Here is a 22553-nt window from a genome sequence, read left to right on the forward strand (position 1 = left end):
CTACTGGACTGAATTGATCACGAACTCTTCAATCGCCTGCTGATTGCTCCACGACTTGGTCAACTTCACGGCCTCGGCCGCCTCAAGCCATTGGTAAGCGTGATGCTCGGTAATCACCGGATCGCGCTCCTCGGGCAACGCCAGACAGAACCAGTGCTCTTTATTGCGCGTGGTTCCCGGCGCATAGCGATGTCGCAAATGGACAAAGAGTTCAAACTCCACGCAGCGCTGGCAATCGAACAACGGCAGGTGCTCTGCTTCGATATCGATGCCGACTTCTTCCATGACTTCACGCCGCGCGGCATGCGGTGGCGACTCATCCTGTTCCAGGCTGCCGGTGACCGACTGCCAGAACTCGGTATCGTCGCGCCGCTGTAACATCAGCACCCGACCACTGGATTTCGCGTAAATCACTACCAGGATAGATTCAGGGCGCTTGTAACTCATCACTCGCTCTCTTGTTCCGCACCGGCTTTCTTTACCACGCTGATCGCCAGCTCCTGCAGCGCAGCCGGGTTGGCGAAGCTCGGCGCGTCGGTCATCAGACAGGCCGCCGCGGTGGTTTTCGGGAAGGCGATGACGTCGCGGATGTTGTCGGTGCCGGTCAACAGCATCACCAGACGATCCAGGCCGAAGGCCAGGCCGGCGTGCGGCGGCGTACCGTACTTCAGCGCGTCCAGCAGGAAGCCGAACTTCTCGCGCTGTTCGTGTTCGTTAATGCCCAGAATGCTGAACACCGTCTGCTGCATTTCGCTACGGTGGATACGCACCGAACCGCCGCCCACTTCGTAACCGTTGATCACCATGTCATAGGCGTTGGCGATGGCGTTGACCGGCGCTGCCGCCAGCTCTTCCGGGCTCATGTCGCGTGGCGAGGTGAACGGGTGGTGCATGGCCGCCAGGCCGCCCTCGTCGTCTTCTTCGAACATCGGGAAGTCAACCACCCACAGCGGTGCCCAGCTGTCGAGTTGGGTCAGCGCCAGATCGCGCCCCAGCTTCAGGCGCAGCGCGCCCATCGCATCGGTGACAATCTTGACGCTGTCGGCGCCGAAGAACAGGATATCGCCGGTCTGCGCATCGGTGCGCGCCAGGATGCCTTCCAGCACGTCTGCGCTGAGGAATTTGGCGATCGGGCTCTGCACGCCTTCCATGCCGGCGGCGCGGTCGTTGACCTTCAGCCACGCCAGGCCTTTGGCGCCGTAGATATTGACGAAAGCGCCGTACTCGTCGATCTGCTTGCGGGTCAGCTGCGCGCCGCCCGGTACGCGGATCGCCGCCACGCGGCCTTTGGCGTCGTTGGCTGGGCCGGAGAAGACTTTAAACTCGACGTCTTTGACCAGGTCGGCCACGTCCACCAGCTCCAGCGGGTTACGCAGGTCCGGCTTGTCGGAGCCAAAGCGACGCATCGCTTCGGCGAAGGTCATGACCGGGAAATCGCCCAGATCCACGCCCTTCACGTCCAGCCACAGTTCGCGCGCCAACTTCTCCATCACTTCACGCACCTGATCGGCGGTCATGAAGGAGGTTTCGACGTCGATCTGGGTGAATTCAGGCTGACGGTCCGCACGCAGGTCTTCGTCGCGGAAGCATTTGACGATCTGGTAGTAACGATCGAAGCCGGACATCATCAGCAGCTGTTTGAACAGCTGCGGGGACTGCGGCAGCGCGTAGAATTTGCCCTTGTGTACACGGCTCGGCACCAGGTAATCGCGGGCGCCTTCCGGCGTCGCCTTGGTCAGCATCGGCGTTTCGATATCGAGGAAGCCGTGGCTGTCCATGAAGCGGCGCACGAAGCTGGTGATTTTGGCGCGGGTCTTCAGACGCTCGGCCATTTCCGGGCGGCGCAGATCCAGGTAGCGGTATTTCAGGCGCGCTTCTTCGCTGTTGACCTGATTGGAGTCCAGCGGCAGCGGCTCGGAGCGGTTGATGATCTCCAGCGCGTGGGCGAACACTTCCACTTCGCCGGTAGCCATATCTTTATTGATCTGGCTGTCCGGACGCGCACGCACGGTGCCGACGATCTGGATGCAGAACTCATTGCGCAGGTCGTAGGCCTTGTCGAACGCCATTTTCTGGTCCGGATCGAAGAACACCTGCACGATGCCTTCGCGGTCGCGCATATCAATAAAGATCAGGCCGCCGAGATCGCGACGACGATTGACCCAACCACACAGAGTGACTTCCTGGCCCACGTGGGACAGATTCAACTGCCCGCAATATTCAGTACGCATACGCTATCCTTTTACACAGCCGATGCCGCGCCGGGCTACTGCGCCCCTGTCGCGCGGCTGTTATCTGATAAATTCTACTTGTTACCCGGTTTAAAATCCGTCGCATACCAGCCGGTGCCCTTAAGCTGGAAACCGGAGGATGAAATCAACTTGGTCAACGCGGGCTGCCCACACGCCGGGCAGTCTGCCAGCGGCGCATCGGAAAATTTTTGCAATTTCTCTAACCGATGGTTGCAAGCACCACATGCATATTCATAAATCGGCATAGGTCGTTGGATTAAAGAGTGTTGAAAAAAGGGAGTCATTATAAAGGAAATTCATCCGCCCGATAAGTGCGAACACAGCATTGTTACTGCACTAAATGGCGCGTTTTTGCTCGAATCAACACATCGGTTAACAAATTTCCCATTAACCTGCGGCAGTTTTTTCACGTAGCCTGATTCTCCCCCGGTTTTGCGCCGAACGCAGCTCGCCCGGCGCGCCGATCAGTTTTTATCCACTTTGCAACGAGATGAAATCCATGCTGAAACTTGACGCCCAAACCACCGCTCTGGTGCTGATCGATTTGCAAAACGGCATTCTGCCCTACGCCGGCGGCCCGCACAGCGCCGACCAGGTGGTAGCGAACGCCGCCCTGCTGGCCGCCCGTTTTCGTCTGCTGGGCGCGCCGGTGCTGCTGGTGCGCGTCGGCTGGTCAGACTCCTTCGCCGAAGCGCTGAAACAGCCGGTGGACAAGCCGGCTCCCGCGCCCGCCGGCGGCTTGCCGGCCAGTTGGTGGGAATTCCCCGCGCCGCTGGCGGTCTGCGACAGCGATATTCTGGTCATCAAGCGCCAATGGGGCGCCTTCTACGGCACCGATCTGGATTTGCAGCTGCGCCGCCGCGGCATCAAATCCGTGGTATTGGGCGGCATATCCACCAATATCGGCGTGGAATCCACCGCCCGCGCCGCCTGGGAGCATGGCTATGAGCTGGTGATCGCCGAAGATGTCTGCAGCGCGCAGAACGCGGAAATGCACCGTTTCGCGTTCGAACACATCTTCCCGCGTTTGGCGCGGGTGCGCGACACCGGCGAAATTCTTGCCGCGCTCGAGCGGTAACGTTAAGTTGTAGCCTGATAAGCCAAGGACAAGTAAAGGAAGACGACGCCGTGATCTACATCGGACTGCCGCAATGGCAACATGCAGCCTGGAATCGCATCGGGCTGCGTGATTTGGCGGATTACAGCCGCTATTTCAACTGCGTGGAAGGCAATACCACCTTCTACGCGCTGCCGAAGCTGGAAATCGTGCAGCGCTGGCGCGACATGACCGGTGACGATTTTCGCTTCTGCTTCAAATTCCCGTCGGACATCAGCCACAAGGCCGCCCTGCGCAACTGCGCCGCCGAGCTGCAGGCGTTTTACCACTGCCTGAGCCCGGTGCATCAACGCATCGGCCAACTGTGGCTGCAGTTGCCCGCCGCCTTCGGCCCCGATGAGCTGCCGCGCATGTGGCAGTTCTTCGCAAGCCTGCCGAAGGAATTCACCTACGGCGTAGAAGTGCGTCATCCGGCGTTTTTCGCCAAGGGCGAGGAAGAGCGTGCGCTGAATCAGGGATTGCACCAGCGCGGCATCAATCGGGTGATCCTCGACAGCCGCCCGGTGCATCACGCCGCCCCCAACACCGCCGCCGTGCGCGATGCCCAGCAGAAAAAGCCGAAGCTGCCGGTGCACGCTCTGGTCACCGCCGACCAACCGCTGGTGCGCTTTATAGGCGGTGACCAATTGGCCGACAACCTGCGCTGGTTCGAGGCCTGGCAGCAAAAACTACCGCTGTGGCAGCAACAGCATCAGCCCTATCTGTTTATTCATACGCCGGACAACGGCGATTCGCCCCAGCAGGCGCAAAAAATTTGGCAGCAGCTAAGGCTGGCGATCCCCGATTTGCCTGCGCCGCCGGACTGGCCAGAACAAGATGCACTGTTTTGACCTATTAATCTGACCAATAACATCAAATATTTCCCCGCGACAGTGAATACAATGACGGCTATGATGCTGGCTGCCAGTTTTGGTTAGGGAACGGAGTTAAAAATGGTAAGCGCGCTTTATGTGGTGCTCGGCGCATTGTTGTTGATCAAACTCTCTTATGACGTAGTCAGATTAAGGATGCAGTACCGCGTAGCCTATGGCGACGGCGGTTTCTACGAATTGCAGACCGCCATCCGCGTGCATGGCAATGCCGTTGAATACATTCCGATTGCTGCCGTCTTGCTGGTGATTATGGAAATGAACGGCGCGGAAATCTGGATGATTCACCTTTGCGGCCTGATGCTGATGGCCGGGCGACTGGTGCATTACTACGGTTTACGCAACCGCGAGGTTCGCTGGCGCCGTTCGGGCATGGCCGCGACCTATATCTCTTTGTTGTTGATGGTTCTGGCAAATATCTTCTATCTGCCCTGGGATCTGATTTTCAGCCTGCACTGATCTCGTTTTATCATCAGGCGGCCGCGCCGCCTGCTTCCGCTCCGCTTTTTTGCGCTTTTCTGTTAGACTACGCAGCTTCGAATTCTGAACTGATTTGCCGCTATGCCAAACCGCGATACCCTTTTTTCCGCCCCCATCGCCAAACTGGGCGACTGGACCTTTGACGAACGCGTCGCCGAAGTGTTCCCCGACATGATCCAACGCTCCGTTCCCGGCTATTCCAACATCATCTCGATGATCGGCATGCTGGCCGAGCGCTTTGTGCAACCCGACAGCCGGGTGTATGACCTGGGCTGCTCGCTGGGTGCGGCGACGCTGTCGATGCGGCGGAATATCAAGGTGCCCGGCTGCAATATCGTCGCCGTCGACAATTCGCCGGCGATGGTGGAACGTTGCCGCCGCCATATCGATGCCTTCCGCGCCGACACGCCGGTCGATGTCATCGAAGCCGACATTCGCGACATCGAGATCGAGAACGCCTCGATGGTGGTACTGAACTTTACGCTGCAGTTCCTCGAACCGGCCGATCGCCTGCGTCTGCTGGAGAAAATCTATCGTGGCCTGCGCCCGGGCGGCGCACTGGTGCTGTCGGAGAAGTTCAGCTTTGAGGACGCTGAAGTCGGCGAGCTGCTATTCAACATGCACCACGATTTCAAACGCGCCAACGGGTACAGCGAGCTGGAGATCAGCCAAAAACGCAGCATGCTGGAAAACGTGATGCTCACCGACTCGGTGGAAGCGCACAAGGCGCGCCTGCAACAGGCCGGATTCGAGCATGCCGAAGTGTGGTTCCAATGCTTCAACTTCGGTTCGCTGATCGCCCTGAAAGCGGGGGATGCGCAATGATCGAGTTCGGTGATTTCTATCAACGCATCGCCAAAAGCCCCCTCAGCCATTGGCTGGACACGCTGCCTGCGCAGCTGAGCGCCTGGCAACGCGAATCGCTGCACGGCAAATTCAAACAGTGGTTCAACTCGGTCGAGCATTTGCCGACGCTGACCCCAACCCGTCTCGATCTGCTGCACGGCGTGCGCGCCGAGATGGAGCCGGGCCTGTCGCCGGGCCAGCTTGAAGGCATCGAGAAAATGCTGCGCACCCTGATGCCATGGCGTAAAGGGCCGTTCTCGCTGTATGGCATCGATATCGATACCGAATGGCATTCCGACTGGAAGTGGGATCGCGTGCTGCCGCACATTTCTCCGCTGGCCGGCCGCACCATTCTCGACGTCGGCTGCGGCAGCGGTTATCACCTGTGGCGCATGATTGGCGCCGGCGCACACCTCGCCGTCGGCATCGATCCGATGCAGCTGTTCCTGTGTCAGTTCGAAGCGGTGCGCAAGCTATTAGGCGGCGATCAGCGCGCCCACCTGCTGCCGCTCGGCATCGAGCAGTTGCCGGAATTGGCGGCATTCGACACCGTGTTCTCGATGGGGGTGCTGTATCACCGCCGCTCGCCGCTCGATCATCTGTATCAGTTGAAAAACCAGCTGGTGGCTGAAGGTGAACTGGTGCTGGAAACGCTGGTGGTGGAAGGCGATCGTCACCAGGTGCTGGTGCCGGGCGATCGTTATGCGCAGATGCGCAATGTGTATTTCATCCCTTCCGCCGAGGCGCTGAAATGTTGGTTGGAGAAGTGCGGCTTCGTCGACGTGAAGATCGCCGATATGTGCGTCACCAGCCTCGAAGAGCAGCGCCGCACCGGCTGGATGACCAGCGAATCACTGGCCGAATTCCTCGATCCGAACGATCGCAGCAAAACGATCGAAGGCTATCCGGCGCCCCTGCGCGCCGTGCTGACCGCCAAAAAGCCCTAGCGCTCGCTAATCGGGCCGGCCTGGGCCGGCCCGACGTTACCCGTTGTTGACATCGACAATCCGCAGCTCATACACCATGGTCGCGTTCGGCGGGATCTGCGGCGCATAGCCCGTTTCACCGTACGCCAACGCCGGCGGCACCACCATCGTCAGCGAACCATGATTTTTCAGATGGCCGATCGCCTCGCGGAACAACGGCGGATAGGCAGAGAGCGGCTGTGACATCACCTTCCCACTGCGATCCATATCCTGAATCACGCTGCCGTCGGTTAAACTTTCCTTCACCACGATGTCCACCCGCGCGTTTTCCTTAATGGCTTCATCACCCGTATACTCGATGCGATACCAGAAACCGGAAGGCGACTTCTGCGTGCCCTTTTTCTTTTTAAACTCGGTGACGAACGCCTCGCCCTTGCTGGTTTGCACCTTCGCTGCCTGGTTCCGGGCGTCGTTCACCGCTTTTTCCGACTCCGCCAGCGCGCGGGTCAACTGCGCATCGCTTAGCTGGTAATGGCCGTTGAAGGTATCGATCACGCCCGCCAGCAGCACGGTTTTATCGGGATTGATACCCCAATTTTTACGCTCCGCCAGCATCGTTTGAATATCGCGCCCCAAAGCGACACCGGCAGCATAGCTCTGTTGCGCCGGCTTTTTCCCGAGCGCCTGCGCATCCGGCAGCCATTTGGCGCGAGAGCGCAGCCCATCCAGCTCCTCACGCAATGCCTGCTGCGTTTGGTTGGCGTCCGCTAGCGCCAATGCGTTTTTTTTCGCCTGCTCCGTCGTTTTCGCCAGTTGCAGCGTTGATTTTTCGCTTTCCGCCACCGCCGTTGCCAGCCGCTGCGCCAATGCCTTCGCCTGCTCGGCTTGCGTCTTGTTTTTTTCCTGTAGCTGCGCCAGCTGTTGCTGAAGTTCGCCCGTCGCCTTGACGGCTTCAGCCTTTTGCTGCGCCAGCGCCGTCTTCAGGCTTTTCTCTTGCTGCTCAGCCTGTTGGCGTTGACCATCACGCTCTTTCTGTAGCTGCGCCAGCTGTTGCTGAAGTTCACCCGTCGCCTTGGCGGCTTCGGCCTTTTGCTGTTCCAGCGCCGTTTTCAGGCTTTTCTCTTGCCGCTCGGCCTGTTGGCGTTGTTCATCCAGCTCTTTCTGCCGCAGTGCCAGCTGCTGCTGAAGTTCGCCCGTCGCCTTGGCGGCTTCGGCCTTCTGTTGCGCCAGCTCAGCGGCGGCCGCTTGTTTGTCCTGCTCATAACGCTGGCGCGCTTTATCGTTGGCGGTCTGCGCCGCCGTCAGTTTCTCCTGCCAGGCGTTATCCGCCTGTTCAGGCAACGCCGCCAGCCGTTGTTCCAGCAAGGCGATACGCCGATCGCGCTCCTCGGTTTGTTGTTTTTCCTGCGCTAACGCTGCCTGCGTCTCGGCGATCTGCGCCTGAGCCTTGCGCTCCTGCGGCGTCAGGTTCAGCGCCCGTCGCACGCCGCTGGCGAAGTCGCTCAACGCGCTCAGATCGGGAGCAGCTGTCGGTTTATCGGCAGCCGTCAGGGACGACGCAACCCGCAACGCGGTCAGCTCCTGCTGCAGTGATTGAATAGCGGTTTGCTGTTGCTCCAATCGAGCCTCTTTCTCGCGCAGCGTCTTTTGCAACTGCGCCAGTTGCTTTCTCTGCGAGCTCGTTTCACGCAGTTGAACCGGCCGGGGCGCCGACTTTTGGGTTTCCCGGGAGGGAGTAACCGCGGCGTCAGCTGCCGGTGCGTCCTGCCGCTGGTAGCGCTCGGCGAACTGCAGTAATGCCGGCACATCGTCATCCGCTGCGGCCATCGCTGGCGCAAACGCCAGCGGTATCATCAGGCTCAGTAATGCCTTTCTCGCACGAGGGGTCATTGGGCGCGCTCTCCGCGCTCAGCCAGGCCGGTCATCATGGCAGAACTGATGTCTGCGCACAGACGGCTGGTGCGATAACGATACAGGGCGTCGACGGTTTCCTGCGTGCCCGTGTTGACCCGCTGGCGTACCCCGGCATACTGCGCGGCGCCGCCCATCAAGGTATCGAATTCACGTTTGAATTTTTGGTATTTTTCGTTATCCATGCCGCGCATGGCATCCAACTCGCGCTGGCACTGCTGTATACGCTCGGCTTCACGCTGCCGCTTGTCTTGTTCCGCAATGTCTTCTGCGCTGGGCGGCTTACTTAATGTAGAAACAGGCCGCTTGGCGGTCTGGCAGCCGCTCAGGGTCAAGGTCAGCAAAAGCGCAGCGGTCAAACAGTGTGCCGTTCGGGTCATTATCGTTATCTCCTTGTTAAGTCCGCCGCCAACGCGCTCCGCGGCTGCATCGACGGCTCTCCTCATTAATGCTGTGATGTTCCGGCCATAGGCCGGCGATGAACGGGTATGAAAATGCAGACGTGGCGATGAGCGGCAGAGCGCAAATCATTCACCACGAAAATGCATACCAAAAAATCATTTAATATTATGATATTTAAATGATTTTAACTCACAAACTTATCAGCAGGGCATGATGAGCGCAAGAAGAGATGGGGGGCAGTGCGACAGAGAAACAGCGTGAAACGGGCACCGCGTCTTCGCAAGACATAAAAAAAGCCCCGGCAAAACGCCGGGGCCTGGTACTTGCGTGATCGCCGAGGGCTCAGTGACACGCAAAGGGGTCTTACGGCCCGGAAACCGGTTGTCAAACGCGGTTAGCTGCGTGTTTATGCGCTTTGCGCCAGGGGATCAACCAAGGCCAGCGCGTTTTTCATCGCCTCCACCATTTCGCCATCCACGCAATAATGGCTAAATTCGTCAAACTCGTTATCGGAGCACATGGTGACGCCCGCCTTGCGGTAACGCATGGTCGACGGCACCAGGTGACCGGAAGAGCTGTGCAGTTCATGCAGGCCAATATCGACAAATTTGTGCAGATTGCTGAGGCGCACGCCGGCACCCGCCATGATTACCGGGCCCTGACTGGCCTGGCGCAAATCGCGCAGCAACGGCAGGCCCAGTTCGGCGCTCTGCTGCTGGCCGGAGGTCAGAATGCGCGCCACGCCCAGCTCGCTCAGTTGCTCCAACGCCACCATCGGGTTCTGGCACATGTCGAACGCGCGATGGAACGTCACCGCCATGCCCTCGCACAGCCTCATCACTTCGCGCATGCGCGGCAGATCGATGTGCCCTTCTTCGTCCAGCATGCCGACCACTACGCCGGGGAACCCCATCTCGCGGATCTGGCGAAGATCCTGTTTGATCACCTCGAAATCCACCGCGCCGTAGCAGAAATCGCCACCGCGAGGGCGAACGATCGGATGCACCGGGATCGAAACCCGCTCGCGCGCCAGACGCAGCGTGCCATAGCTCGGCGTCAATCCCCCCTCGCTCTGGCTGGCGCACAACTCAATGCGATCGGCGCCCGCCCGTTCGGCCGTCAGCGCACAGTCGACGCTAAAGCAACAAACTTCCAGTTTTATCATTGTCACCCCCAGATAACGGCCAACATACGGCGGCAATTGTTCATTTCTTCATTTCTCACGTAGGCTCATGCATAGGCATAAACCGGCTCAGGGTTGTAACTATGGCATTCAATTTTGATCAATGGGTAGACCGCAGTCACAGTGACAGCGTTAAGTGGGATAAATATCGCGACCGCGACATCATCCCGCTTTGGGTCGCCGACAGCGATTTCACCTCACCGCCGGCGGTGATCGAAGCCCTGCAGCGCCGCGTGGCGCACGGCGTATTCGGCTACACTCACCCATCCCCTGATCTTATTGAGGTTTTTACCCGCCGCATGGTAGAGCGCTACGGTTGGCACATCAAGCCCGAATGGATCATTTTCCTGCCTGGGCTGGTGTGCGGCCTGAACCTGTGCGTGCGCGCCTGCACCGAAGAACACCAGAGCACGCTGGCCCCCTCTCCCATTTATCCGCCGTTTCGCAAAGCGGCCAAATTCGCCGGGCGCAAGCACCTCGCGGTGCCGCTGAAGGCGACCGGCCAACGCTGGGTGCTGGATTTTTCCTCGCTGCATGATCGGCTGAGCGGCAACGAGAAACTCCTGTTGCTGTGCAACCCGCAGAATCCCGGTGGCACCGTTTATCGCCGGGATGAACTGTTGCAGCACCATCAGTTCGCTCGCGAACACGATTTAATCGTCTGTTCGGATGAGATCCACTGCGAACTGCTGCTTGAGCCCGGCGTGCGGCATATCCCTTTCGCCACCCTGAATGACGATGCGGCCCAACGCAGCGTGACGCTGATGTCGCCGTCAAAAACGTTTAATCTCGCCGGGCTCGGCGCCTCGATGGCGATCGTTCCCAACGAAGCGTTGCGACAAAAGCTGAAACGTGCGCGCAGCGGTATTGTCCCGGAGGTCAATCTGTTGGCGCTGGTGGCGGCGCAGGCGGCTTATCAATACGGGCAACCCTGGCTGGATGAGCAGTTGATTTATCTGCGCGCCAATCGCGATCGGCTGATAAAGCGTATCAACGCCATGCCGGGATTGACGTTGCTGCCTGTCGAGGCCACCTACCTGGCCTGGATAGACTGCAGCGCGTTGCCGGTGGATAACCCGCATCAGTTCTTCGAACGTGCGGGCGTTGGGCTAAGCGCCGGTTTGGACTTTGGCGATCGGCGCTTTGTGCGGCTTAACTTTGGTTGCCGATGGGCCCTGCTCGATGAAGCGCTCGATCGCATGGCGCGAGCCTGTGCGGCACTGCCTGGCTAACCTTGTTCGCTGGCGACGATGTCTCGAATGGAATAAGGATGAAACTTGATCGTGACCGTTCCGTCGGTGATGGCCAGCGTCGGGTTCGGCAGCCGTTCGCCCTCGCCTTTTGGCGAGCTTTGCTTCAGCTTGATCCCCGGCGCCAGCAACGCTTCATCGGCCAGGTGGCTCAACGCCCGGGCGTACAGCGTCTGCGGATCGCCACTGAGCACTAATTCGACGTGTTCCCAGCCTTCGTGCGGATAGCGTTTCTCCCCCGGATACGGCAGTTCGATGCAGTCTATCCGCCATGGCCCAACGGCCAGCGGCTGAGACAAGTCGAACAGACAGATAGGCCGCCCGTTGATCATCGATTCGGACAGCAGTGTCCCGCACTGCATCAGCCCCTGGCGCCAGCGCTCGGCGGTGGCGTTCTGGTGACAGCGCAGAGAGATGTGATCGGCGGTAAACGCGGACAGATCAAGCCGCAATTTGGCGGCAAATTGGTGCAACGCCTGTTCGAAACGCGGCAGGTCGAGCTTCAGATCGTCAAGCTCGGCAATGGCCTGCAAGGGAGTGGTCATAGGAACCTCAAAACAACGGGGCGCAAAGTTAAACGCCGTAATTTACACGCTGGCGACAGCGCTCGCCAGCGTTGCGAGGTTTTTCGGCGGCAGTTCAACATGATTTTTGGTTGCGAACAGGGAGAATAAAAGCCGGATTTTTATTAAGGTGACAGCTTATTAAATCAACGGAAAAATAAAAAATAAGATTTTTCGCAAGACATTATACCTTTTCTTTATGACGCTATGATTTAAGTTATTTTGCACAAAATCCTCTGCAGGCCATTGGTCAAGCCGATTGAATCGCTGGGTTTAATCAAAACGACTCACTTATCAATGCCGCACAAATCCGCAATCACAACCCATTGTAAAAAAAAGAAAATAAAACGCATTAATTGATTAAAAGCTAAGGATTATCTTAATTTAACCCCAGACAATTGATTCACCAAGACAACTCGGCTACTTTGGAGGAAATTTAAATTCGAGATGATCATTATGTTATTGCTGACGATATCCTTGGTGTTGATAATTATCGCCGTATACGCCATCTACCGTCATTTCAAATCACGCAGCGTCAACACGCTGGATGCCGGTCGCCGCAATAAAAAGCGCTAGCTTCGCAACTCTCCCCTCCGTACATTCCGTTCAGCTCATTCCGCTTTTCACCTTCCGGCAATCAACGCGCCGCACCCGACAACTGTTTCATCGCAGCGGCCGCGCCAACTGCTGACGGACTCCGTCAGATCGGTTACAATTGCAGGCTGTTTTGTGGCGGTCGCCCATCGCGCCCGCCACCGTTGAATCCCACAGGGGCTGGCTTCAGCCCCTCGTTCGTCATTAAGGTAACCCGGTGAATATTCAGGTTCTTCTTTCAGATAAAGTCAGCCAGGCGCTGATCGCCGCTGGCGCGCCAGCCGATTGCGAAGCGCAGGTCCGCCCTTCCGCCAAGGCGCAGTTTGGTGATTACCAGGCCAACGGCGTGATGTCCGTCGCCAAAAAGCTGGGCATGCCGCCCCGGCAGCTGGCGGAAAAAGTGGTGCAACTTCTGGATCTCGGCGACGTCGCCGGTAAAGTGGAAATCGCCGGTCCCGGCTTTATCAACATTTTCCTGAACAGCGACTGGGTCGCCCGCCAGGCCGACCAGGTGCTGAACGCACCGAAACTGGGCATTGCGCCGGTTGAGCCGCAAACCATCGTTATCGACTACTCCGCGCCGAACGTGGCGAAAGAGATGCACGTCGGCCATCTGCGCTCCACCATCATCGGCGACGCCGCGGCGCGTACCCAGGAGTTTCTGGGCCATAAAGTGATCCGCGCCAACCACGTCGGCGACTGGGGCACCCAGTTCGGCATGCTGATTGCCTACCTAGAAAAAATGCAGAACGAAAACGCCAGCGACATGGGCCTGTCCGATTTGGAACAGTTCTATCGCGAAGCCAAGAAGCATTACGACGAAGACGCCGAGTTCGCCGAGCGCGCGCGCGCTTACGTCGTCAAGCTGCAGGGCGGCGATCAGTACTGCCTGAAAATGTGGCGCAAGCTGGTCGACATCACCATGGCGCAAAACCAGCTGACCTATAACCGCCTGAACGTCACGCTGACCGAAGACGACGTGATGGGCGAAAGCCTGTATAACGCGATGCTGCCGGGCATCGTCGCCGATCTGAAAGCCAAAGGGCTGGCGGTGGAAAGCGAAGGTGCCACCGTGGTGTTCCTCGACGAATACCAGAACAAGGACGGCGATCCGATGGGCGTCATCATCCAGAAAAAGGATGGCGGCTATCTCTACACCACCACCGATATCGCCTGCGCCAAGTACCGCTACGAAACCCTGGGCGCCAATCGCGTGCTGTATTACATCGACTCCCGTCAGCATCAGCACCTGATGCAGGCCTGGACCATCGTGCGCAAGGCCGGTTACGTGCCGGAGTCCGTCTCGCTGGAACACCACATGTTCGGCATGATGCTGGGCAAAGACGGCAAGCCGTTCAAAACCCGCTCGGGCGGTACGGTGAAGCTCTCCGATCTGTTGGATGAGGCCATCGAACGCGCCGAACAGCTGATCGCCGGCAAAAACCCGGACATGCCGCAAGACGAAATGAAGACCGTGGCCCGCGTGGTCGGCATCGGCGCGGTGAAATACGCCGATTTGTCGAAAAGCCGCACCACCGACTATGTCTTCGACTGGGATAACATGCTGGCCTTCGAAGGCAATACCGCGCCTTATATGCAATACGCCTATACCCGCGTGGCATCGGTATTCAAGCGCGCCGGGATCGACGAAAGCAGCCTGACGCTGCCGCTGACGCTGACCGAAGAGCGTGAAATTGCGCTGGCTACCCGCCTGCTGCAGTTCGAAGAGGTGCTCACCACCGTCGCGCGTGAAGGCACGCCTCACGTCATGTGCAGTTACCTGTACGATCTGGCCGGCTTGTTCTCCGGTTTCTACGAGCACTGCCAGATCCTGAACGCCGACAGCGAAGAAGCGCGTCAGAGCCGCCTGAAGCTGGCGCTGCTGACCTCGAAAACGCTGAAAACCGGTCTGGATACGCTGGGCATCGAAACCGTCGAACGCATGTAAACCGCACCGCGCGGAAAGCAAAAAGGTCGCCTGAGCGACCTTTTTTTGTTCTTGCTTTCGGCTCAGGCGGCGCGGCGCGCAAAGTCGCGCGGGCGGAAGCCCAACCCTACCAGCACGCCAAAGTAGGCCACCACACCGGCCACCACCACCGCAGCCAAACGCAGCAAACGTTCCAGCATATTGCCCTGATCCCAGGCCGGCATCAGCCACATCACGCCAATCAGCACCGCCGACATCACCAGCACGGCGATCACCAGCTTGGTAAGGAACAGCGCCCAACCCGGCTGCGGCTGGAAGATCTTCTGCTTGCGCAGCTGCCAATACAGCAGCGAGGCGTTCAGGCAGGCCGCCAAACCGATCGACAGCGCCAGGCCGGCATGCTTCAGCGGGCCAATAAACGCCAGGTTCATCACCTGCGTCATAATCAGCGTGATGATGGCGATCTTGACCGGCGTTTTAATGTCCTGCCGCGAATAGAAGCCCGGCGCCAGCACTTTAACCACGATCAACCCCATCAGCCCAACCGAGTAAGCCACCAGCGCGCGTTGCGTCATCGCCGCGTCAAAGGCGCTGAACTTGCCGTACTGGAACAGCGAAACGGTCAACGGCTTGGCCAAAATGCCGAGCGCGATGGCGCTCGGCAACGCCAGCAGGAAGCACAGGCGCAGCCCCCAATCCATCAGGCGCGAGTACTCGTCATGGTTGCCGCTCGAGAAGCTTTTGGCCAGCGACGGCAGCAGGATGGTGCCCAGCGCCACGCCCAGCACGCCGGAGGGAAACTCCATCAGGCGGTCGGCGTAGTACATCCAGGACACCGAGCCGGACACCAGGAACGAAGCGAAAATGGTGTTGATGATCAGCGAGATTTGGCTCACAGACACCCCGAGGATCGCCGGCCCCATCTGGCGCATCACTCGCCAGACCCCGGCATCGCCCAGCTTGAGGCGCGGCAGCACCAGCATGCCTATCTTGCGCAGATGCGGCAGCTGATAACCCAGCTGCAGCACGCCGCCCACCACCACCGCCCAGGCCAGCGCCAGCACCGGCGGGTTGAAATACGGGGCGGCGAACAGCGCGAAACCGATCATGCTGACGTTAAGCAGCGTTGGCGCAAAAGCCGGGATCGAGAAGCGGTTCCAGGTATTGAGGATCGCCCCCACCAGCGACGCCAGTGAGATCAACAAAATATAGGGGAAGGTGATGCGCAGCAGCGCCGACGTCAGGGCAAACTTGTCGGGCGTATCGGTAAAGCCCGGCGCAGTAATGTAAATAACCCAGGGCGCGGCCAGCATCCCCAGCACCGTCACCACCGCCAGCACCAGCGTCAGCAGCCCGGAGACGTAGGCAATAAAAGTGCGCGTCGCCTCTTCACCCTGCTGGCTCTTGTATTCGGCCAGGATCGGCACGAAGGCCTGCGAAAACGCCCCTTCGGCAAAGATACGGCGTAACAGATTCGGGAGTTTGAACGCCACGAAAAAGGCGTCCGTTGCCATGCCGGCCCCGAACACGCGCGCGACGATCGCATCGCGGGCAAAGCCCAACACCCGCGAAAACATCGTCATCGAGCTGACGGCAGCCAAGGATTTGAGTAGGTTCATGTGGTTGTCTGATAGGTACCGTAAATATCAACGCCTGCAACAGCAGGCGTCAGTGAAACAATCGGCTCAGTTTACGCATCCGGAAAAGAATAGCTACCGCCATATGTTACATAGAGTTATCCCGCAGCAAACGCTCGACCACCCGCTGGGCGGCCAGCGCCTGTTCGCCGCCGGTTTCCGGCGCGCTCTGGTTGGCGACGGCATCAAGGAAATGCCGCACCGCACCGTCGAAGCCGCGTTGCACCAGCGTGCTTTGCCAGCCCGGCACCGGCTGCTCCAACTCGCCCTGCGCATCTTCACGCAGCCAGTGGCGCATATCGGTCAACTGATACCGCGCGCCGTCGGTCACCGCCTGCACGCTTTCGCGCTGGCTGCCGCCGCGGCGATGCATACTGGTCGTCACCTGCGTGTCGCCGCAGGCGAAGTGATGCTCGGCGTACAGCATTTCACCGGCGGCGTTGGCGCGCAGGCTGCCGCTCAGCAGTTGCTCCCGCCCGCCCGCCAGCCACAGCGCAGTGTCCACCACGTGCAGGTAATCATCCAACAGGGTAAAACGCAGATCGTGCGGGCCGACGCTGTCCGCCCGATGTTTATCCATGCGAATGGAGGCCGGCTGGTTCATTTGCTGTTTGAGCTGCCGGTAAAGCGGCGCGAAACGGCGGTTGAACCCCACCATCAGCGTTTTGCCTCGCCGCTCGGCCAACTCGAGCAACTGCTCACCCTGCTCCAGCGTCTCCGCCAGCGGTTTATCGACGTAAACGTGCACGCCGCGGTTCAGCAGCTCGCCTATCACCGAAAAATGGCTCGCGGTGCTGCTGTGAACAAAGACCGCATCGCACTGTTCGGCCAGGCTGTCCAGGCGGGAGAAACAGGCCATACGGTAGCTGTCGCACAGCGGCTGGGCTTTTTGCTGATTGGGCGAAAAACCGCCCACCAGCGTCCAATCCGCCGCCTGGCCGAGGATTGGCAGATACGCCTTCTGCGCGATACTGCCCAACCCCACCACGCCTACACGCAATTTAGTCATTCGCATCCCTCGCCAACAGCTGTTGCAACTGCCGTTTCAGCTCCGCCACTTCGCTTTCCAATGCGCTGACTCTGGCGCTCAGTTCGCCGTCGTCCTCAGCGTCGAACGCCGCCGGCGGCGCTTCATCAATCTGGCCGCTGAACAGATGCATGAACCGGCTTTCGCGCTTGCCCGGCTCACGCGCCAGGCGCACCACGAACGGGCCATCTTCGCGCGTGGCCAGTTGCTGCAGCACCTGTTCGACCTCGCTGACATCGCTGAACTCGTGCATCCGATTGGTGCGGGTGCGCAACTCGCCCGGCGTTTGCGCGCCGCGCAACAGCAAGGTGGCGATCACCGCCAGTTCGGCAGGCGAGAGTTTCAGCTGGCCGAACTCGGAGTTGCAAAACCGCTGTTCGTACTTCACCACCCGATTGCCGAACCCGCTGAGGGTGCGCAGGAAATGTTTGCGCAGCAACAGATCGAGCAGTTGCTGCACTTCGCTTTCGCTCAGGTCCATCACCGGTTCGCGGTTGGTTTTTTGGTTGCATGCCAGCGTAATGGCATTCAGCGAAAGCGGGTATTGATCCGGTGTCGTGACCTGTTTTTCCAACAGACAGCCGATAACCCGGGCCTCTCTGGCGTTCAATTCATATTTCATCGTTTGGCCTCAACGTGGGGGTAGCCACTCTTTATTGGTGTATGCCGTCAAAACGTGGTCTTGCCACTGGCCGTCGATCAGCAGGTAATCCTTGGCGTAACCTTCGCGTTCGAATCCCAGACGAGTCAGCAATGCGCCGCTGCGCTGGTTGTGTGGCATATAGTTGGCCATGATGCGGTGCATGCGCTGTTGGCGCAGCATATAGCGGATGGCGGACTGCAAGGCTTCGAACATCAGCCCTTGCCCCTGCCACTTTTCCCCCAGCGAATAGCCGAGGAAACAGGCATGAAACGAACCGCGCAGCACGTTGCTGAAGTTAGCCACGCCGCGCACTTCCTGCTCTTCTGGATCGAGCAGGATAAAATAGTAGGCGCTGCCCTGCTTTTGCATTTCGGTGATCATGCCCAGACGCGCCTGCCAGCCGGAAGGATAACAGTGGCTTTCGTCGCGCACCGGCTCCCAGGGTTTGAGAAAGGCTCGGTTCTCGGCATAATAATCCGCCAGACGGTAGGCATCCCGTTCATTCACTAAACGGACCACCATCCGGTCGGTTGTAAGACGTACTTTTGGCGATGCAGAGCGATAGCCGAACATCATTTCCCCCGCAGTCAAAACGGTTCGATAAGAAGTATTTATTGGGAAGCCGCGTGGATAATTATCCGGCGCCGATCTGATGCCATGACTTTATTTTGCCAATAGCGCCTCAGAACCGCACTTCCCCGCATTCAATATAACCGTAGCCCGCCCCCGAGGTAAAATCCCGGTCGCTCAGTAAATCGCCGAATACGCGTTTTGCGGCGTTTTTCCGCCCATTTTGCAGCACAGGTAACACCTTGACGATAAAAAAATATTATCTACACGCCCCCTGTCGCCGTAGGGGAATTGGGTAGAGAATGGAAGCGTTGTTCCCCCCTCTTTCTTTAATTGCTCATGGTGAAGCATGTCTCTGGTGTCGCAAGCACGCAGCTTGGGTAAATATTTTCTGTTGCTCGATAATCTGCTGGTGGTTTTAGGCTTCTTTGTCGTTTTTCCGCTTATTTCGATCCGCTTTGTCGATCAATTAGGATGGGCGGCGCTGATCGTCGGCATCGCGCTGGGTTTGCGGCAGCTGTTGCAACAAGGGCTCGGCATCTTTGGCGGCGCCATCGCCGATCGCTTCGGCGCCAAGCCGATGATCGTCACCGGCATGCTGCTGCGCGCCGCCGGTTTCGCCACCATGGCGATGGCCGATGCCCCCTGGATCCTGTGGTTCTCTTGCGCGCTGTCCGCCCTCGGTGGCACGTTATTCGATCCGCCGCGCACCGCTTTGGTGATCAAGCTGACCCGCCCACACGAACGCGGCCATTTTTTCTCGCTGCTGATGATGCAGGACAGCGCCGGAGCGGTAGTCGGCGCGCTGATCGGCAGTTGGCTGCTGCAGTACGACTTTCACTTTGTCTGCTGGGTTGGGGCGGCGATCTTCGTGCTGGCCGCCGGCTGGAACGCCTGGCTACTGCCGGCTTATCGCATCTCTACCGTGCGCATACCGATGAAGGAAGGCATGTTGCGGGTCCTGCGCGATCGCCGCTTCCTCACCTATGTCCTGACGCTGACCGGTTACTACATGCTGGCGGTGCAGGTAATGCTGATGATGCCGATCGTGGTCAACGAAATCGCCGGTTCACCGGCGGCGGTGAAATGGATGTATGCGATTGAAGCGGCGCTGTCGTTGTCGCTGCTCTATCCGCTGGCGCGTTGGGGAGAAAAACACTTCCGGCTAGAACAGCGCCTGATGGCGGGCCTGTTGCTGATGACGCTCAGCCTGCTGCCGATCGGTCTCGCCACCAGCTTGCAGGGTGTATTCACGCTGATCTGCTGCTTCTATCTGGGATCGATCATCGCTGAACCGGCGCGCGAAACGCTGAGCGCTTCGCTGGCCGATCCGCGTGCGCGCGGCAGCTATATGGGCTTCAGCCGCCTCGGCCTGGCGCTGGGCGGCGCGTTGGGTTATACCGGCGGCGGCTGGATGTACGATACCGGCCGGACGATGAACATGCCGGAGCTGCCCTGGTTGCTGCTTGGTGCAGTAGGCTTCGCTACGCTGCTGGCGCTGTACTGGCAGTTCAGCCCGCGGCGCAGCGCGTCGATGATGCTGCGCGGCGGTTGACGTCATAGAAATCCGGCCGAATCGGCAACAGCTGCTATCCTGTTAGTAAAAACACCCACAGGAGCCCGTCGGCATGAGTGAAGAAGCAAAATTACCGCAACTACTCGAACATATGATACTGAACTTGCGCATGATTTATGCGCGCGCCACCCTGGTGGAGAAGGCGCTGGCCCATATCCTCGCCAGCGACGCCGGCCTGAAAAACGATATTATCAAACAGCTGCAGGTCGTCACCGCCGCCAACGAACGTGACCGAATCGATTTGGATGAAGCTCGCATTCACCTGATCGATGTGCTCAACTCAGTACCGACCAAGAAATAACGCCCCCTGGCCCGCGCCGATGCGCGGGCAATTTCGCAATAACGCACCATCCAACACACGCACGTCAAGACAGCCTCGATAAGCTGTGGTAACTATTGCTGTTAAAACCTGACAACCCGGAGCAAGCATGAAACTGTTTATTTACGATCATTGCCCATTCTGCGTGAAAGCCCGCATGATTTTCGGCCTGAAACGTCTGCCGATTCGCCTGGTCACGTTGCTCAACGACGATGAAACGACTCCGTTTAACCTGATCGGCCAAAAAATGGTGCCTATCCTGGTCAAAGACAACGGTGAAGCGATGCCGGAAAGCCTGGATATCGTGCGCTATGTCGATGCTCTGGACGGCAAGCCGGTACTGACCGGCCGCACCAACCCGGCCATCGCCGAGTGGCTGCAGCGGGTGGGCGGTTACAGCGCGAAATTGTTGTTGCCGCGAATTGCGCATGCCGATTTCGAAGAGTTTGCCACCGACAGCGCCCGCCGTTACTTTATCGATAAAAAGCAGGCGTCAATCGGGGATTTCGCCGAGCATCTCGCCAATAGCGCCGATCTGATCGCCCAGTTGGAAGCCGATCTGCAAGCGCTGTCGCCGCTGATCGTCTCCGCCGACGCGGTGAACGGCGAACTGTCCGAGGACGATATTCACCTGTTCCCGCTGCTGCGCTCATTGTCGATCGTCGCCGGGGTTGCGCTGCCGGATAACGTGGAAGCCTACCGCAACCGCATGGCGCAGCACAGCGAGGTGCCGTTGCTGCTGGATATGGAACAATAACGTTTGAGCAACCAAAAGGATATGGCGTACTGATGCTGAAAATGGTGCTCGCCACCGCTCGCGATCGGGCGCGGCTGAAGGAAATTACCTCCGTTCTGATCCGTTACGGCCTGCAAGACGTTCTGCGTCTGCTGGGCCTGGGGGCTTTGCTGCACGGCGCCCGCGCTGGAGCCGCCCAACAGGACGCCCAAACCCTGCCTGAGCGGCTGCGCGAAGCGCTCGAGGCGCTGGGGCCGACCTTCGTCAAATTCGGCCAGATCCTGGCCACGCGTTCCGACCTGCTGGATCCGGCCTGGACCGACGAACTGGATCGCCTGCACAGCCGGGCGGCAGTGTTGCCATGGGAAACGCTGGCGCCACAGATCGTTGCCGACCTGGGCGGCGAACCCGAGCGGCTGTTCGCCGAATTCGATCGCACGCCGCTGGCGGCGGCGTCGATGGCGCAAATCTACCGCGCACGCCTGCACAGCGGCGAACAGGTGGTGGTGAAAGTGCTGCGGCCCGGTCTGGCGAAAACCATCCACGCCGATTTGCGGTTGCTGGCCTCGCTGGCGGAAACCGTAGAGCAGCAGAGCCCCGCGCTGGCGCGCTATCGGCCGCGGCAGATGGTCAGAGCGCTGGCGACGGCGCTCAATCATGAACTGGATTTGACCCACGAAGGGCATAACTGCGACCGCGTCGCCGGGATGTTCGCGCATCAACCTGACGTCGTCGTGCCCAAAATCTATTGGCAATGGTCTTCTCCGCGCCTGTTAGTGCAGGAATACCTGCCCGGCACCGCGCCGGAAAACCCTCAGCAGCTGGCGGCGGCGGGCTTTGACGGCCCGCTGCTGGCGCAACGCGGCGCCCGCGCCTTTATGAGCATGGTACTGGAGCATCGGCTGTATCACGCCGACCCTCACCCCGGCAACGTCATGGCGCTGAGCGGTGACCGCGTCGGCTTTATCGACTTCGGCATGGTGGGCCAGCTGTCCGAGCGGCGGCGCAACCAGTTGCTCCTGCTGCTGCAGGCCATCGCCGATCGTCAGTCCGAAGGCATCGTCAACACGCTGATCGCCTGGTCGGACAGCGAACCGCTGGATTTGATGGATCTGGAGCTGGCGGCGCAAAACTTTCTCGACAAACAGGCCGCCGCCACTCTGACCTTGGGCAAGGCCCTGACCGACTTGCTGGTGATGGCGCGTGAGCACCAACTGGCGCTGCCGCCCGATCTGGTGCTGCTGTTCAAGGCGTTAATCACCGCCGACGGCGTGCTGCACCGATTGGATCCGGCCTTCGACATCGTCGCCACCCTCAAACCGATGCTGCAACAAACGGTGCTGCAACGCTATGCCCCGGGCGCCGTGCGCCAGCGGCTGTTGGCTCTGGGCGGGGAAGCGCTCGACGCCGGAGAAGAACTGCCGCAAACCCTGCGGCTGATGGTGCGCCGTCTGAAACGCGGGCAGCTCAATGCCGATATCAACGTCAGGAACCTCGGTCAGTTGAGCAAAGCGCTGGAGCGCGCCGCCGTCACCCTGGCCATCGCTATCGTCACCGCCGCTTTTGCCCTGGGCCTGGCGCCTTATCTGATGCATTCTTCGCTGCGGCTGTGGGGCATTCCGATGTTCCCGCTGTTGGGGGGCGCGGCCTGCCTGGCTGGCGTGGCGCTCTTGGCGCTGCGATTGCGGCGTTGACGCTTTCGGCGTTATCCGATAGGTGTCGCCC

22 protein-coding genes are annotated in these 22553 nt (G+C 59.4%); 11 read left to right on the forward strand and 11 right to left on the reverse strand.

What is annotated here, in order from left to right; all coding sequences use genetic code 11:
- The 3 genes from nudB to REA38_RS10295 all read right to left on the reverse strand — a co-directional run bounded on the left by nudB (position 1) and on the right by REA38_RS10295 (position 2536).
- Complete coding sequence (nudB, locus tag REA38_RS10285; protein ID WP_004932373.1) at positions 1 to 447, reverse strand: dihydroneopterin triphosphate diphosphatase; 447 nt, start codon at positions 445 to 447, stop codon at positions 1 to 3.
- Positions 447 to 2231, reverse strand: coding sequence for an aspartate--tRNA ligase (aspS, locus tag REA38_RS10290; protein WP_049196085.1), 1785 nt, complete (start codon positions 2229 to 2231; stop codon positions 447 to 449). The genes nudB and aspS overlap by 1 nt, the downstream gene beginning before the upstream one ends.
- Before the next feature lie 74 nt (positions 2232 to 2305).
- Positions 2306 to 2536, reverse strand: coding sequence for a zinc ribbon domain-containing protein (locus REA38_RS10295; RefSeq protein ID WP_320204121.1), 231 nt, complete (start codon positions 2534 to 2536; stop codon positions 2306 to 2308).
- 215 nt (positions 2537 to 2751) lie between these two features.
- On the opposite strand from REA38_RS10295, the gene REA38_RS10300 reads away from it, so the two are divergent.
- The 5 genes from REA38_RS10300 to cmoB all read left to right on the forward strand — a co-directional run bounded on the left by REA38_RS10300 (position 2752) and on the right by cmoB (position 6511).
- Entirely contained in the window at positions 2752 to 3330 is a 579-nt protein-coding gene (locus REA38_RS10300; protein WP_033638510.1) for a hydrolase, read from the forward strand.
- A 53-nt stretch (positions 3331 to 3383) separates the two neighbouring features.
- Positions 3384 to 4199, forward strand: coding sequence for a DUF72 domain-containing protein (locus tag REA38_RS10305; protein ID WP_086581081.1), 816 nt, complete (start codon positions 3384 to 3386; stop codon positions 4197 to 4199).
- Between the two features lie 102 nt (positions 4200 to 4301).
- On the forward strand, positions 4302 to 4697 hold the full coding sequence (locus tag REA38_RS10310) for an MAPEG family protein (RefSeq protein ID WP_004932387.1): 396 nt from the start codon (positions 4302 to 4304) through the stop codon (positions 4695 to 4697).
- Positions 4698 to 4799: 102 nt separating this feature from the next.
- Positions 4800 to 5543 carry a carboxy-S-adenosyl-L-methionine synthase CmoA gene (cmoA, locus tag REA38_RS10315; protein WP_033634856.1) on the forward strand — a complete coding sequence of 248 codons (744 nt, stop codon included), beginning with the start codon at positions 4800 to 4802 and terminating at the stop codon, positions 5541 to 5543.
- Positions 5540 to 6511, forward strand: a complete 972-nt coding sequence (gene cmoB / locus REA38_RS10320) for a tRNA 5-methoxyuridine(34)/uridine 5-oxyacetic acid(34) synthase CmoB (protein ID WP_033634857.1) — start codon at positions 5540 to 5542, stop codon at positions 6509 to 6511. The genes cmoA and cmoB overlap by 4 nt, the downstream gene beginning before the upstream one ends.
- Positions 6512 to 6547: 36 nt before the next feature.
- On the opposite strand, the gene REA38_RS10325 is transcribed toward cmoB, so the two are convergent.
- From REA38_RS10325 to cutC, 3 genes are all read right to left on the reverse strand, one after another.
- On the reverse strand, positions 6548 to 8380 hold the full coding sequence (locus REA38_RS10325) for an FKBP-type peptidyl-prolyl cis-trans isomerase N-terminal domain-containing protein (protein ID WP_308885826.1): 1833 nt from the start codon (positions 8378 to 8380) through the stop codon (positions 6548 to 6550).
- Positions 8377 to 8781 carry a hypothetical protein gene (locus REA38_RS10330; protein WP_033654407.1) on the reverse strand — a complete coding sequence of 135 codons (405 nt, stop codon included), beginning with the start codon at positions 8779 to 8781 and terminating at the stop codon, positions 8377 to 8379. The genes REA38_RS10325 and REA38_RS10330 overlap by 4 nt, the downstream gene beginning before the upstream one ends.
- Positions 8782 to 9209: 428 nt before the next feature.
- Entirely contained in the window at positions 9210 to 9968 is a 759-nt protein-coding gene (cutC, locus tag REA38_RS10335) for a copper homeostasis protein CutC (protein WP_033634860.1), read from the reverse strand.
- Between the two features lie 101 nt (positions 9969 to 10069).
- On the opposite strand from cutC, the gene REA38_RS10340 reads away from it, so the two are divergent.
- Positions 10070 to 11218 carry a MalY/PatB family protein gene (locus tag REA38_RS10340; RefSeq protein ID WP_074026455.1) on the forward strand — a complete coding sequence of 383 codons (1149 nt, stop codon included), beginning with the start codon at positions 10070 to 10072 and terminating at the stop codon, positions 11216 to 11218.
- Here the strand turns inward: REA38_RS10340 and REA38_RS10345 are convergent.
- Positions 11215 to 11781 (reverse strand): VOC family protein, encoded by a 567-nt coding sequence (locus REA38_RS10345; protein ID WP_033647652.1) that lies wholly within the window; start codon positions 11779 to 11781, stop codon positions 11215 to 11217. The two genes, REA38_RS10340 and REA38_RS10345, sit on opposite strands and share 4 nt — an antisense overlap.
- Positions 11782 to 12610: 829 nt before the next feature.
- On the opposite strand from REA38_RS10345, the gene argS reads away from it, so the two are divergent.
- Complete coding sequence (argS, locus tag REA38_RS10350; RefSeq protein WP_033634864.1) at positions 12611 to 14341, forward strand: arginine--tRNA ligase; 1731 nt, start codon at positions 12611 to 12613, stop codon at positions 14339 to 14341.
- Between the two features lie 62 nt (positions 14342 to 14403).
- On the opposite strand, the gene murJ is transcribed toward argS, so the two are convergent.
- From murJ to rimJ, 4 genes are all read right to left on the reverse strand, one after another.
- Complete coding sequence (gene murJ, locus REA38_RS10355; protein WP_033654412.1) at positions 14404 to 15939, reverse strand: murein biosynthesis integral membrane protein MurJ; 1536 nt, start codon at positions 15937 to 15939, stop codon at positions 14404 to 14406.
- A 106-nt stretch (positions 15940 to 16045) separates the two neighbouring features.
- On the reverse strand, positions 16046 to 16966 hold the full coding sequence (locus tag REA38_RS10360) for a Gfo/Idh/MocA family oxidoreductase (RefSeq protein WP_308885827.1): 921 nt from the start codon (positions 16964 to 16966) through the stop codon (positions 16046 to 16048).
- A complete protein-coding gene (locus tag REA38_RS10365) occupies positions 16959 to 17606 on the reverse strand; it encodes a YceH family protein (RefSeq protein WP_033647660.1) in 648 nt (215 codons plus the stop codon). The genes REA38_RS10360 and REA38_RS10365 overlap by 8 nt, the downstream gene beginning before the upstream one ends.
- 9 nt (positions 17607 to 17615) lie before the next feature.
- The gene (gene rimJ / locus REA38_RS10370) at positions 17616 to 18200 is read right to left on the reverse strand and encodes a ribosomal protein S5-alanine N-acetyltransferase (protein ID WP_033638511.1); all 585 of its coding nucleotides are present in this window, start codon (positions 18198 to 18200) and stop codon (positions 17616 to 17618) included.
- Positions 18201 to 18546: 346 nt separating this feature from the next.
- Between rimJ and mdtH the strand changes: the two genes are divergently transcribed.
- The 4 genes from mdtH (at position 18547) to REA38_RS10390 (ending at position 22522) form a co-directional block, all read left to right on the forward strand.
- A complete protein-coding gene (mdtH, locus tag REA38_RS10375; RefSeq protein WP_308885828.1) occupies positions 18547 to 19752 on the forward strand; it encodes a multidrug efflux MFS transporter MdtH in 1206 nt (401 codons plus the stop codon).
- Positions 19753 to 19825: 73 nt separating this feature from the next.
- On the forward strand, positions 19826 to 20074 hold the full coding sequence (locus REA38_RS10380; RefSeq protein ID WP_308885829.1) for a hypothetical protein: 249 nt from the start codon (positions 19826 to 19828) through the stop codon (positions 20072 to 20074).
- Positions 20075 to 20201: 127 nt separating this feature from the next.
- Complete coding sequence (grxB, locus tag REA38_RS10385; RefSeq protein WP_039565736.1) at positions 20202 to 20849, forward strand: glutaredoxin 2; 648 nt, start codon at positions 20202 to 20204, stop codon at positions 20847 to 20849.
- A gap of 32 nt (positions 20850 to 20881) precedes the next feature.
- A complete protein-coding gene (locus REA38_RS10390) occupies positions 20882 to 22522 on the forward strand; it encodes an AarF/UbiB family protein (RefSeq protein WP_308885830.1) in 1641 nt (546 codons plus the stop codon).
- The last annotated feature ends 31 nt before the right edge of the window (positions 22523 to 22553 follow it).

This window comes from Serratia sp. MF1(2023), from assembly GCF_030954545.1.
Classification (GTDB): domain Bacteria; phylum Pseudomonadota; class Gammaproteobacteria; order Enterobacterales; family Enterobacteriaceae; genus Serratia; species Serratia sarumanii.